The following is a 13318-nucleotide window of genomic DNA, read 5'->3' as shown; positions in this document are numbered from 1 at the left end:
ATGAAATGATTTTCGCAGACGCGTCGACATGCGAGGAAGATTGCGGCTCCTTCGCCTGCTGCATCCATCTGCATCTTCACCCCGCGCACAATGCGCATTCTCGAAAGCGATGCTTCGTTGACACGTCATTGCCCAAAGCGAGCAGAATACGGTCGGCCATTTCATTGACGGCGGATCGCGTGCCCATAGACTTGATCGCCTCGCTGCATCGCTCGCTCACGCGTCGTGAGCCAAAGTAACAAGCAAGCAACAAGACAGGCCTCATGAGCATCAACTCCCACGATCATTCCATCACGCGCCGGCTCGCGGCATCGCTGCTTGCCGCCGCCATGACGCTATCGACCGCAGCAGCATCTCTTGCTGCCGACACCGTCGTGCTGCGCGTCGGCGACCAGAAGGGCGGCAACCGCTCGCTGCTCGAAATCTCCGGCTATGCGAAGGACCTGCCCTACAAGATCGAATGGTCGGAATTCCCCGCAGCTGCACCGATCCTGGAAGCGCTCAACGCCGGCGCGCTCGATGTCGGCTACACCGGCGACCTCTCCTTCCTCTCGGTCTATGCGGCCGGCGCACCGATCAAGGCGATCGGCGGCACGCGCTCGGATGCGAAGACGCAGGCGATCCTGGTGCGCCAGGATTCGCCGATCAAATCGGCCGCCGATCTCAAGGGAAAGCGCCTCGCCGGCACGCGCGGCGGCTGGGGCCAGTTCCTGATCGATGCGACTCTGGAGAAGGCACAGATCAAGCTGGAGGATGCGATCTTCGCTCCGCTCGGCCCGGTCGATGCCAAGATCGCGCTGGTCGCGGGCTCGATCGACGCCTGGGCGGTGTGGGAGCCCTACGTGTCGTTCGCCACGCTGAAGGACAAGGCCCGCGTCATCGCCGACGGCGAGGGCCTGACGCCGACCATCACCTTCATCGTCGCCTCCGACAACGCCATCGCCACCAAGCGCGCGGCAGTGCAGGATCTGGTGCACAGGCTGAACAAGGCTCGGTTATGGTCCCTGGACCATGTTGCCGAGTACGCCAGGAACACGGCCGAACTGACCAGGCTGCCCGAGGACGTGTTGCTGTCGGCCTACACCGCACAGCGCACCAGCCCGATCGTGATCGACGAGAACGTGGTCAGGGAGGTGCAGGACGCCTCCGACCGCTCGACCCGCTACGGTATCCTGCCTAAAAAGCTCGACGTCAGCAAAGCGGTCGACCGCAGCTTCACCGCTGCGGCCGCGGGATCGAACTAGCACGGGGGCGCGGCGGGATGCGCAGGTTTCGTCTCGAAGCCGGCCCGCTGCATCTCGCCGCCATCGTGCTCATGCAGCTCGCCTGCATGAGCCTGATCGTCTGGCTCTCGCTGTAGACGCAAGCAGGGTCGCCGCTTGCCGGCCCGGGCTGCGACGTCCGCGCGGACTTAAGGGAAAGATCAGGACAACATAAGGCGCCCATAAGGACTTGCGAACGCCATTGGCCTAGCATCGACTCTGCGATCTCGTCGGTAACGGGATGCCTCATTCCGCGGCTTGTGCAGGCAACCGCAGTTCGCTCTCAGATTGCCGATCCCGACCGGACGGGTCTACAGTGCAAACCGCCCTGCGGCCGTCGATGCTTGCAATGGGAAGGCGACGCGAAGGCTGGAGATCAGCGCCATGTCAGCCGGTCAGTATCTTCGCTATGACCCCTCTGTCGAACAAATCCGGCCGGAGGAAGCGGAGGCCGTCGAGGCGATCGTCGCCTCGATCTCACGGACGAGCGCCCGCAGCTTCGCGAAGGACGGGCACGGCACCCGGCAGCAGCACGCCAAGGGCGCCGGTTATCTCCGCGGCGAGCTGATCGTCTACGACGATCTGCAGGATCATCTGCGGCAGGGCCTGTTCAAACAGCCCGGCCGTTTCCCGATCATCGTCCGGCTCTCCACCGCATTCGACAGGAGCGACCGCGTACGTTCGCCGCGCGGATTTGCCATCAAGGTCCTGGGCGTGACTGGACCCAAGGCGCTCGGCGACGACGATTCGACGAACCAGGATCTCCTTCTCGTCAATCATCCCAGCTATTTCGCGGACGCGATGAGCTATATGCACGCGCAGCACAAGGTCGAGCGCAGCCTGATCCTGCCGGACCTTGCGTACGGCCCCATCGGCTTTGTCGCACGCGTCCTGGTCGCAGCGTCGGACAGAACAGGCATTCCGATCCCGATCGTCCTGAAAGCGCTCGGTGATGCTGGCAGCAATATTCTCGGAGAAACCTTTCACACGGAGGGAGCGTTGCGGTTCGGCGACTACATTGCAAGGCTTCGGCTGGTGCCGATGTCGGCCTCGGTCCGCCGGCTAACCGGCCAGCCCTGCCACGACGCCGATCATGCCGTGCGGGACGCCGTCGTTGCCTTCTTCAAAGACAATGCGGCCGAGTACGAGCTGTTCGCCCAGCTCTGCACCGACCTGGAGCGCACGCCGATCGAAGACGCCTCGATCGACTGGCCCGAGGACGTCGCGCCGCCGCAGGCCCTCGGCAAGATCACGCTTCCGCGCCAGACCGCCGACAGTCCCGCTCGTCGCGTCTATTCCGACGAGGTGCTGTCGTTCGATCCTTGGCGATGCCTCGCCGCGCATCAGCCGCTCGGCTCGATCATGCGGTTGCGCAGGGATGCCTACCGTGCCTCCCGCACGCTTCGGCAGCAGCAGAATCAATACATCTTGAAGCAGCAACCCGGAGAGCCGCGACAGATCTCGGACCTGCCGGATTGACCGGTCATTGTCCCGCACCGGTGTCCCAGCCGGCGTCGAAAAAGGTCGCCGACCGCAGCGGATCGCCCGGATCGAGCGTCTCTGCCAGCGATGCGATCACTCGGCGGGAGCGGTCCCGCCATTTCGCAGCCCTTTGCGCGTGTCCGAGGCTTCCATAAAGCACCGCGACCGTGCGGTAGACCTGCCAGGCTGCATGCGGCAGCCTGGCATGACGGACGATCGAAATTGCCGCCGCCAAATGCTCCCCGGCGAGTTGCACATCCTGCTTCAGGATCGCAATTCTTGCCATGACCTCGTGGCACAGCGCGAGAAACGGGAGGTCGGGTGCCGCGCTCGTCACTGCAAGAAACTGGCTGGCCGAACTCCGGGCGCGATCCAGATCGCCGATCGCGATCCAATAGTCGCAGCAAGTCAGCAGATACTGGGGGATGACCAGCGACTCCATCGGCACGCGATCGACCTCCATTCGCCGCTCCATCGCGTCGAGATGCTGCCGCGCCCGCGCCAGGTCGCCCATCCTGACATAAGCTCGCGCCAGCAAATTCCTGCCGACGAAGAAGGTGAACGGATTGGCCTCGATCATCCCACCGAGCGCATCCTCAGCACGCCGCGCCGCGCTCCCGTATTCCCCGGCCTCGGAATACAGCCATCCGATGGTGAGCTGACACAGCGCGACGGCCTGTGGATTTGCATTCCGCTCCGAGATGGCCAACGCGGAGGCGACGTTTCTTTTCGCCCGCCCCCATTCGCCGAGATAGATCTGCGCAAAGGCCTCGACGGCTTCATAGAGCACGAACAGATAGACGTCGCCGACCGCGCGGGCGAGGTCCTTGCCCCTGGTCGTCGCATCGCAGCAGGCAGGATAATTAGCGCGGAGGAACTCCAGCACCATCTCCATCGAGCAGCGTCGCAACCGCATGCTCAGGTCCTGCTCTCCGGTGATCAGTGCTGAGGCCTGCTCGGAAAGGGAGGCGTTCTCGCGGTCCCAGCCGCAGAGCATCAGCTTCAAATTGGCAACGTTCCCCTGGACCAGTGCGCTGAACGCGGCGTCGTCGATCGCACGGCTCTTCACGAGGGCCTGTTCGGCAATAGGCAGGCTCTGGCGTCGATCGACGTAAAGACAAAACCGGCTGAGGTCGACCAGTGCGTTCACCTCTTCGCGCTCGTGCCCGTTCTCCGCCGCATGCGCGACGACTGCGTTGAGATCCTGCAGGGAATTCAGAAAATCTCCGCTGGCCCGCCAGGCCCAGGCGCGTTGAAGCAGCAACTTCAGACGTGCCGCCACCCGAAACTCCGGCGGTAAATGCGGCACGAGATCCAAGGCACGGGATAGATAGCTCGCCGCCTCGCGCGTGCTGAACCGCCGCGCCGAGCCCTCGGCGGCGGCGCCCAGATAGTGCATTGCCTTCGGGAAATCGCGGCCCAGTTCGAAGTGGCGGGCGAGCACGGGGGCGATCTCCCGAGCCTGCAGCCCGTATCCCTGCTCGAGCCCGGCTCCGAGCAGCGCATGGGTTTTTGCGCGGCGCGCGGGCGCAAGCCGCTGGTACAGGATCTCCTGGTAGAGCGCGTGCTGGAACGCATAACGCCCGGAGACGTCTCCGCTCGGCCACTCCGTCATGCCGTCGACGAGGAGGATACGATCGGTTCGCGCCAGGTCCTCGCACATCTGCTCGACATCCAGCACGGAGCGGTCGAGGGCGCCTGCGATATGGAGCGCGGAAAACTCCGCGCCCGCCGCACTTGCGACCTCGAGCAGGCTGCGTTCGTCTGCAGTGAGGTGATCGATCTGCTGCCTGATCATTCCTTCCAGATCGCGCGGCATGCTGTCTTGCGAGGCCGCGTCTTCGCGGACCAGCTGCCAGCCTGCGTCGCTCTCCACGAGCGCGCCCTGCGCCACGAGATGGTCGATGAGTGAGGTCACGAACAAGGGCTGTCCGCCGGTTCGCGCGAAGATGCGTCCGACCAGCTTCCTGGCGAAATCGGCGGAGTTGAAGCGCAGGGACAGATAGCGTTCGACGTCGATATCGGTCAGTCGGTCGAGCGCGAGCTCGGTGGCGTATCCATGAATCCGCAGATCCTGGTGAACCGCGCGAACGGGATGTCCGCCGACCGCGACTTCCATGGGCCGATAGGTGGCCAACACGAGGATGGCCGCCTTCCCATCCCGGCGCGCGAGGCGCGAGAGCACATCCACGGTGGCAAAGTCGCTCCAGTGCAGGTCTTCCAGCACGATCACCCATGGTCGCCGGACGGCGAGACGTTCCATGAGATCGGCAAATTCACGCAGCATGCGCTCGCGGGTTGCGCCAAAGACCTCATGCTGGAATGCCGCCCGGTCTGCTTCGCCGAGGAAGCCGGGCATTTGCGCGAGCCAGGTCGGCGCGTGCTCGCGTATGGAAGCCAGCAGCGATGCTCCATCGGTTCGACGGCAGCACTCGTTCAGCGCTCCGATCAGCGGAAGAAAGGCCTCATGGGTGCCGAACAATTCGTTGCAGCCACAGTGCAGCACGCCCAGCCCCTGCTGGTTCATCCTGTCGAGGGTCATTTGCAAGAGGGTGGTCTTGCCGATCCCCGCCTCGCCGGTGATGAAGACGATCTGGCGCTGTCCGGCACGCGCGAGTTGCAGTGCCTTGTCCAGCATCTCGAGCGCGCCGGTGCGCCCCACCCTCCATTGCCGGCGTCGATCGATAGCCTGCTCCGAGGCGGAAGCCCCCTCCACGTCAGCCGCCCGCGCGATCGCAGGCGGTTCGGCGGTCGCGACCGCCGCAATGAAACGATAGCCGCGCCGTGGGACCGTCTCGATATAGTTGGGGGACTGCCTGTCGTCACCGAGTGCCGCGCGGAGCGCGTTGACGGCGACGGCGAGGCTGGACTCGCTGACGTGGAGATCGGACCAGACCGCGTCGAGCAACTCGTCCTTGGTGACGAGCTCCCCGGGACGATCGACCAGACAGCAGAGAACCTCGAACGGCTTCGGCGGCAGCGCGACCCGCTCCGCTCCTCGCCACAACAGCGCGTTGGCCCGATCGAGCCGGAATTCACCAAAGGCAAGCGCGTCTCTACGCACAGCTTCCACCTCCGGATACTGCCCGATCTTAAGGGAAAGCTCAGCCAAATGTAAGGACGCCCTAAAGACCTGCGCCCTGCGCCGGCCCTAGCATCGCCCTGTTCATTTCAGAGGCGCCGGACGGCCTTTTCATCGTGTCGCCATTTCAATCGGCGGGCAGTTGATGCCCGAATTTTGGCAAGGAGTTGGCTATGAGCATTTTGAGGCCCCAGGCGATTCCGCCTCTCGCCGTCGCCGTACGCCGTTACGACGTCAGGGTCATATTGAGCCTCACCGTCCTCAGCCGCGTTTTCCTGGTTGCCATCTATCTTGCGTGCGCCGGCCCGAGCCTGTCCGGGGCCGACCTCACCAACGCCATCGCGCTGCCATGAACTCGGGACCGCTCGAATGGTGCATCGAGATCGCGGTCATCGCCGCGATCTGCATCGGGATTTTCGCAGCCGCGTATATCCATATCAGCGCGCCGGATCGGGACTCTCGCCGCGCGCCTGGAGGCCCGGCCGCCTGCTTTCAGCGCTCCGCGAGCAGCGCAAATATCGGAACGCTCTTGCACAGCCGGCACCCCGCTTGATCGGGGTGCCTGCCTGCGCGTGCGATCACCAATATCGGCGATAATAGTGTCGGTGATAGACCCGGTACGGCCGGTAGTAGCCATAGCTGTAATACGGTCGATAGGGCCGATAGTAGCGGGGATAGGCGTAGACCGGTGCGTATCCATAGCCGTAATAGGCTGGGGCATAGCCATAGCCGTAGCCGGGATAGCCGTAGCCGCCATAATAAGGGCCGCCGTAATAGCCGTAGCCGTACGGCGCACCGCTGGCGATGGCACTGCCGATGATCGCGCCGGCCGCAAATCCGCCGAGGCCCCATCCCCATCCGCCGCCGCGCCAATGCACCTGCGTGACGTCGTCGCCGACCGCGGCCTTCATGGTCGCGACGTTGGTCGGCAGCGGCGCCGCCCCGGCCTGCTGAACTTGGCCGGCGACGACCGCGCCGGCGAGCGAACAGGCAATTGCCGTTTTCCAGATCCTCATCGTCTCAACTCCTGTCTGACGTTTCGCTTGGAAAAGGATCGCAGCGTCATGATCGGGCATCCTTGCGCCAAGTCAAAGTCCGGACGTTCGAAGCCGGATTTGCGTGCGGCGCACAAGTCTCCTTCATTGCCTCGTTGATGGTCGCCGGCGCGCGGGCGGGACGACGCGCCCGCTCCGTCCCGCGTAACCGCGGTGCGATTCCGGAGCCCGGCGGCAGGGCAAAGCATTAAGCTTCCCGCGTTCGCAACCAACAACCTACTTCACGATTTACTATGGGTACCGTTACTATCGGTTCCAAGGGCGCGGGGCTTCTCGCGACAAATGGCCTCGGCCTGCGCCGGGCGTGAGTGGGAGGATAACATGAGTGCCGTCGGTAATGAGCCGCTCGCCCGTCAGGCGCTGGCGTTCGTCCTGGCCGGGGGTCGCGGCAGCCGGCTCCTGGAGCTGACGGATCGGCGCGCCAAGCCGGCCGTTTATTTCGGCGGCAAGTCCCGCATTATCGATTTCGCGCTGTCGAATGCCGTCAATTCGGGCATCCGCCGCATCGCGGTGGCGACCCAGTACAAGGCGCACAGCCTGATCCGGCATCTCCAGATGGGCTGGAACTTCTTTCGTCCCGAACGTAACGAGAGCTTCGACATCCTGCCCGCGAGCCAACGCGTCTCCGAGAACATGTGGTATGTCGGCACGGCGGACGCTGTGTACCAGAACATCGACATCATCGAATCCCACGCCTGCCGCTTCATCGTGGTGCTGGCCGGCGATCACATCTACAAGATGGACTACGAGGTGATGCTGCGCCAGCACGTCGAGAGCGGCGCCGACGTCACCGTCGGCTGCCTGGAGATGCCGCGCGCGGAATCCTCGGGCTTCGGCATCATGCATATCGACGAGAACGGCTGGATTCAGGAGTTCCTCGAGAAGCCGAAAGATCCGCCACCGATGCCGGGCAAGCCGGACGTTTCGCTCGCCAGCATGGGCATCTACGTGTTCAACGCCAAACTCCTGTTCGACCAGCTTAAGCGCGACGCCGAGGACCCGAACTCCAACCACGATTTCGGCAGGGACATCATTCCCTACCTCGTCAAGAACGGCCGCGCCATCGCGCACCAGTTCTCGACCTCCTGCGTGCGCTCCAGCAGCAACAACGGCGCCTATTGGCGCGATGTCGGCACCGTCGACGCATACTGGTCCGCCAACATCGATCTCACGGACGTGGTGCCGGAGCTCGATCTGTTCGACCGCGCCTGGCCGATCTGGTCCTATGCGGAGATCACGCCCCCCGCCAAATTCGTTCATGACGAGGAAAGCCGGCGTGGCCAGGCCGTGAGCTCGCTGGTCTCCGGCGGCTGCATCATCTCGGGCGCCTCGCTGCGCCGCTCGCTGCTGTTCACCGGCGTGCGCGTCAACTCCTACGCCAATGTCGAGAACGCCGTCATCATGCCTTATGTGAATGTCGGCCGCGGCGCACGGCTGAAGAACGTCGTGATCGACCGCGGCGTCGAGATTCCGGAAGGGCTCGTCGTCGGCGAGGACCCGCACCATGATGCCCAGCGCTTTCGCACCACCGAGCAGGGCATCTCGCTCATCACCCAGCCGATGCTCGACAGGCTCAATACATGACGCCTGTTCGCGTCCTCGCAGTCGCTTCCGAAGTCTATCCCATCGTCAAGACCGGCGGCCTCGCAGATGTCGCCGGCGCGCTGCCGGTTGCGCTGAAGGCGCATGGCGTCGAGATGCGCACCTTGATGCCGGGTTATCCCGACGTGACGCGGCTTGTCGCCGGCGCGCAGGAAATCTGGCGCTGGCCGGACTATTTCGGCGGACCTGGCCGGCTGCTCGCGGGTTCCTACGACGGGCTCGACCTGTTCGTGCTCGACGTCCCGCATCTCTATGCGCGGCCGGGCAATCCCTATGTCACCCCTGATGGCGTCGACTGGCCGGACAATGGGCTGCGCTTCGCGGCGCTGTCGCGCGTCGCCGCCGATATCGGCCACGGCCTCGTGCCCGCGTTCGTGCCCGATGTCGTGCACGCTCATGACTGGCAGGCCGGGCTCGTGCCGGCCTATCTGCATTATGACAATCGCCCGCGGCCGGCCACTGTGATGACCATCCACAACATGGCCTATCAGGGCAAGTTCGCGCCCGAGCTGATCGGATCGATCGGCCTGCCCTGGGGCTCGTTCAACGTTCATGGCCTCGAATATTTCGGCGGCATCAGCTTCCTGAAGGCCGGCATGCAATTCGCCGACCACATCACCACGGTGTCGCCGACCTACGCGCGGGAAATCCAGAGCGACGAAGGCGGCATGGGACTCGGCGGCCTCTTGCGCGAACGCGCACATGTGCTGAGCGGCATCCTCAACGGCATCGACATCTCGGTGTGGAATCCGGAAGACGACCCGCACATCGCCTACCGTTACGGCGCGGACGATCTCACGTTCCGGGCCGCAAACAAGGCGGTGCTGCAGCAGCAATTCAACCTCGATTCCTCGGACGAGGCGCCGCTGCTCGGCGTCATCAGCCGGCTGTCGTGGCAGAAGGGGCTCGATCTCCTGCTCGAGGTCATTCCGACCATCTTGAGCGAGGGCATGCAGCTCGCGCTGCTCGGCAGCGGCGACCGCGATCTCCAGGACCGTTATCAGGCCGCGGCCCGCGCCAATCCCGGCCGGATCGGCGTCGTGATCGGCTATGACGAAATCCTGGCGCACCTGCTCCAGGCCGGATCCGACGCGCTGATCGTGCCCTCGCGTTTCGAGCCATGCGGCCTGACCCAGCTCTGCGCGCTGCGCTATGGTGCGGTCCCGATCGTCTCGCGGGTCGGCGGGCTCGAGGACACCATCGTCGATATCGGCGAGGCCGACGCGTCCGGCCGCGATGCTACCGGTTTCAAGTTTGCGCCCGTGACGGCGGAGGCCCTCGCCGGCACGCTGCGCAAGGCCAGCACTGTCTTCCACGACAAGCAGACCTGGCGCCGGCTGCAACGCAGCGGCCTTGCGACCGACGTCTCCTGGCGCAACCGCGCTGGCGATTATGCCGCGCTGTATCGCAGCCTGATGGCGGAGCGCGCCTGAGGCAGCAGGCTCGTCATCCGGAAGCATGATCCTCGTCGAATCCATGCTATAGAGCCGACATGGAACCCCTCGTGATCAAGCTGATCGGCTTTGCCGCCGCCACCTGCACCACCGTGGCCTACGCGCCGCAAGCCATCAAGGTATGGAAGACCCGCTCCACCGGAGACATCTCGCTCGGCATGTTTCTGGTCATGGTGCTGGGCCTGGCGCTCTGGCTGATCTACGGCCTGCTCTCGGGCGACGCCCCGCTGGTCGCCGCCAACGCCATCACCATGGTGCTCGCCGGCGGCATCTTGTTCATGAAGCTGAAATACGGGTGAGGCTGCCTTTCTTCCCCCCTTGTGGGACCCATAAGGGGAGAGGGTTAAGGCGCAATGCCGCCTACTCGTCATCCAAACACATACGACGCCATCGCCACGTTCGCGACTTCGTCGACGAAGACGCGCTTGCCGACGTCGCTGCCGGCGGCGCCGGCGGCCACCATCAGCGGCAGCAGATGGTCCTCGCGCGGATGCGCAAGGCGCGCGCTCGGTGCGTTCTCCCAATCAACCAGCATCGCGTTGCGGCGCGCGGGATCCGGGTTGCTGATCGCCCCGTTCAGATAGGCCTCGAAATCGTAGGAGACGGGCTTGGACTCCGGCCGGTTGAAGCCACGCATGTTGTGATAGGTCAGCCCGCTGCCGACGATGAGAATGCCTTCGTCGCGCAGCGCTGCGATCGCCTCGCCGGCCTTGATGTGCTCGGCCGCATCGTAAGCCGACTTCAGCGAGAGCAGCACGATCGGCATGTCGGCGTTCGGATACATCAGCCCGAGCGGCACGAAGGTGCCGTGATCGAAACCCTGATTGGGATCTTCCCGGCAATCGAGACCCGCGCCGGCAAGCAACGCCTTCACCCTCGCCGCAAGCTCGGGCCGGCCGGGCGCCGGATATTTGAGGTGGTAGGTGTGCTCGGGGAAACCGTAATAGTCGTACACCATCGGCGGATGTGCCGAGGTCGACACGGTGAAGGTGTCCGCCTCCCAATGGCCGGTGATGACGAGCACGGCCTGCGGCCTTTCGGGGAGCAGCTGCGGCAAGCGGCCGAACTCCGCGGCGGTCCTGGCATATTGCACCCGCCTGTCCTCCATGAAGGGCCAGGGCCCGCCGCCGTGCGACAGGAAGAGGGTCGGAAATCGCGTCATGGGACTCGTCTCGTCGGCAACATGCGCGTGCCAGCGCCCGCGCGATCGGCCGCGAGCATAGGCGAACCGGGATGGTTAGCAAGTCGTTAACGATTTGCCGCCCAAAATCTGAGCCGTGGCCGAAGCAGTCGGCCTGAAGACAAGTGAGACGTGAGATGAAGAAGTTTGCGCTGGGGGACGTCGTCAACAGTGACAAGGGCCGCCGCGGCATCATTCGCGCCGCCTTCAAGTCGCGGGACGGCCAACAGTTCTACGCCGTCGAGAAGGACGGTGCGATGGACTATCTGGAGGAAGACCGGCTGACCCCGGCCCCCCGCGTCGAGCTCGCGGCTTAAATCCAATCCATTCGCGCTAGCGCGCGAGCCGGTCCAGACGCTCCGCGAAGGGATCGTCGCCGCTCGCGATGCGATCGTTCGTGATCAGCAGCAGGCGATCGCGGCCTGCCGCTGCGTCCCAATGCGGCAGATCGGGACCGTTGGGATCACCGCTCCTGGCAAAATTGATCCAATAGGACCGCATGCGGCTGGCGACCTCGCGATCACCTCGCGAGAAGATGCCCGCCCCGGGCACGCCCTCCGCACCGAAAATGAACTGCAGCTCGCACCCGTGCCCGCCTTCGGGATTAGCACGCCGGGCCTCCGGCACATAGGCGAAGCGATAGCGAAAGGTCGCCGCACCGCTTGCGGCATGCAGGCGCGTCAGCAGTCGTGCAGGCTCGGAAAAGACCTTGTCGGTATAGAACCTGGCCGCAAGGTCCGAAGGCCTGAGGAGGTCGGGATAGAGCTCACGCAACTCATCGCTGGTGATGCCTGACGATGCGACGTTCTTGACCTCGGTGTCGCTGTCGAAACCGGTCTCGTCATCGTTCGAGCCGATGATCAGGGGGATGCGGCTTTGATGTCCGGCCGCAAAGCCCGTAGCGACATCCTCGCTCACCAGGCTTCCATCCATCATCGGCGCGAAGCTGCGCGGTGATTCTTCCAGCAGATGTTTCTCGGCGGCCAGCAAGCGTCGCGGCTCGGCTTGGCGCAAGTCTGCCTTCGGTCCGAGCGCTGCCACGAACTGCCGGCCGACAGTGTCCGCCTCCTGCGCCGATTGCGGGCGCGCGCGCGCGGGGATCGATTGCAGAATGGCTTTCTGGAAGAGATCGCGCGATTGCGCAGACAGCATCAGAAGCGCGATCGACGTCGCACCTGCGCCACTGCCAAACAACGTGACATTATTGGGATCGCCACCGAAGGCCGCGATGTTGTCGTGAACCCAATGCAGCGCCGCGATCTGGTCCATCAGGCCGTAATTGCCGGAGCCGCCTTCCGGCGGCACGGGACCAGCGAGCCAGCCGAGCGCACCGAGGCGATAATTGGCGGTCACCACGATGAGGCCAGCCTGCGCCAGCCTGGCGCCGTCGAAGCGAAGATCGTTCGCGGTGCCGCTGACGAAGCCGCCGCCATGGATGAACATCATCACCGGCAACGGGCCGTCGACCCCGAACGGACGGAACACGTTCAGCGTGAGACAATCCTCGCTCGCATCGGGCAGCGCCGGCTGAAGGCACGGCGCGCCGTATTCGTAGGCCGTGCGCATCTCCGAGCTTTCGGGCGTCGGCTGCGGCGGGCGCCAGCGCAGCGCGCCGACCGGCGGCGCCGCGTAGGCCAGTCCCTTGAACGACGCGACCTCGCCTTCGACGGCGCCGAGCAGCTGTCCTTCACGCGTCAGCGCGAATGGAAACTGCCCGACAGGCTGGGCCACGGCCGAGCCGGCACAATGCAGTGTGCAAACGGCAAATAGGGAAAGCAGGGGACGCATCTTCGAGACATCTCGATGCGCGGACAGGCTGCCTGCAGGTTATGCCCGCGACGGTCGGCGAGGCAAGTGTTGCGGCCGCGCCTAACGGCCCTTGCCGATGAGCTCCGCCAGCGCGCGCCGCGCGACAATACCGAGCTCGCCGAGCGTGGAGTGTCCCGCCTGCGCCGCCTCGATCAGGCGCTCGGCGATGAATCTGCGGCTGTCGTGATCGCCGCCATGCGGCAATTGCCGGCACGTCTCCTCGAGGACGACGTCCATGTTCGCTTTGGTCCGCTCACTCAACTCTGTCATAACGCCCCGGCCGCCACGCGTGGCTTGTAGCCGCAAGCATACACAGACGGATCGGGCATGATTAGCCCGGGTAATCACGGCCATTGTGCATCGCGGTGCGTGTGGTGCCGCAAACATTCACG

Annotated in this window: 12 protein-coding genes; 7 read left to right on the top strand and 5 right to left on the bottom strand. The window is 64.6% G+C overall.

Translation table 11 applies throughout. The annotated features are described in order from the left end of the window. Window positions 1–263 precede the first annotated feature (263 nt). Entirely contained in the window at window positions 264–1244 is a 981-nt protein-coding gene (locus P6U31_RS10680; protein WP_407188202.1) for an ABC transporter substrate-binding protein, read from the top strand. 402 nt (window positions 1245–1646) lie between these two features. Continuing rightward, window positions 1647–2741, top strand: coding sequence for a catalase family protein (locus tag P6U31_RS10675; protein WP_407188201.1), 1095 nt, complete (start codon window positions 1647–1649; stop codon window positions 2739–2741). A 4-nt stretch (window positions 2742–2745) separates the two neighbouring features. On the opposite strand, the gene P6U31_RS10670 is transcribed toward P6U31_RS10675, so the two are convergent. Beyond that, complete coding sequence (locus P6U31_RS10670) at window positions 2746–5856, bottom strand: ATP-binding protein (protein ID WP_407188199.1); 3111 nt, start codon at window positions 5854–5856, stop codon at window positions 2746–2748. A 143-nt stretch (window positions 5857–5999) separates the two neighbouring features. On the opposite strand from P6U31_RS10670, the gene P6U31_RS10665 reads away from it, so the two are divergent. Beyond that, on the top strand, window positions 6000–6179 hold the full coding sequence (locus P6U31_RS10665) for a hypothetical protein (RefSeq protein WP_407188198.1): 180 nt from the start codon (window positions 6000–6002) through the stop codon (window positions 6177–6179). A gap of 225 nt (window positions 6180–6404) precedes the next feature. On the opposite strand, the gene P6U31_RS10660 is transcribed toward P6U31_RS10665, so the two are convergent. Further along, window positions 6405–6842, bottom strand: a complete 438-nt coding sequence (locus tag P6U31_RS10660; RefSeq protein WP_407188196.1) for a hypothetical protein — start codon at window positions 6840–6842, stop codon at window positions 6405–6407. 360 nt (window positions 6843–7202) lie between these two features. Between P6U31_RS10660 and glgC the strand changes: the two genes are divergently transcribed. Genes glgC through P6U31_RS10645 form a run of 3 tightly spaced genes read left to right on the top strand, consistent with a single transcriptional unit; the run spans window position 7203 to window position 10236 of the window. Further along, window positions 7203–8465, top strand: a complete 1263-nt coding sequence (gene glgC, locus P6U31_RS10655; RefSeq protein WP_407188195.1) for a glucose-1-phosphate adenylyltransferase — start codon at window positions 7203–7205, stop codon at window positions 8463–8465. Beyond that, window positions 8462–9916, top strand: a complete 1455-nt coding sequence (gene glgA, locus P6U31_RS10650) for a glycogen synthase GlgA (protein WP_407188194.1) — start codon at window positions 8462–8464, stop codon at window positions 9914–9916. Before glgC ends, glgA begins: the two co-directional genes overlap by 4 nt. Before the next feature lie 59 nt (window positions 9917–9975). After that, the gene (locus P6U31_RS10645; RefSeq protein ID WP_407188192.1) at window positions 9976–10236 is read left to right on the top strand and encodes a SemiSWEET transporter; all 261 of its coding nucleotides are present in this window, start codon (window positions 9976–9978) and stop codon (window positions 10234–10236) included. Between the two features lie 68 nt (window positions 10237–10304). Here P6U31_RS10645 and P6U31_RS10640 read toward each other — a convergent pair whose 3' ends face one another. Continuing rightward, window positions 10305–11099, bottom strand: a complete 795-nt coding sequence (locus tag P6U31_RS10640) for a DODA-type extradiol aromatic ring-opening family dioxygenase (RefSeq protein WP_407188190.1) — start codon at window positions 11097–11099, stop codon at window positions 10305–10307. A 155-nt stretch (window positions 11100–11254) separates the two neighbouring features. On the opposite strand from P6U31_RS10640, the gene P6U31_RS10635 reads away from it, so the two are divergent. Further along, complete coding sequence (locus tag P6U31_RS10635; protein WP_407188188.1) at window positions 11255–11434, top strand: hypothetical protein; 180 nt, start codon at window positions 11255–11257, stop codon at window positions 11432–11434. 16 nt (window positions 11435–11450) lie between these two features. On the opposite strand, the gene P6U31_RS10630 is transcribed toward P6U31_RS10635, so the two are convergent. Continuing rightward, window positions 11451–12905, bottom strand: coding sequence for a carboxylesterase/lipase family protein (locus tag P6U31_RS10630; protein WP_407188187.1), 1455 nt, complete (start codon window positions 12903–12905; stop codon window positions 11451–11453). Between the two features lie 81 nt (window positions 12906–12986). After that, window positions 12987–13163: a hypothetical protein gene (locus P6U31_RS10625; protein WP_407188186.1), complete on the bottom strand. Its 177-nt coding sequence runs from the start codon at window positions 13161–13163 to the stop codon at window positions 12987–12989. Between the last annotated feature and the right edge of the window lie 155 nt (window positions 13164–13318).

Source organism: Bradyrhizobium centrosematis (assembly GCF_045571495.1).
Lineage (GTDB): Bacteria > Pseudomonadota > Alphaproteobacteria > Rhizobiales > Xanthobacteraceae > Bradyrhizobium > Bradyrhizobium centrosematis.
This window is presented reverse-complemented; position numbering and strand designations above follow the sequence as displayed.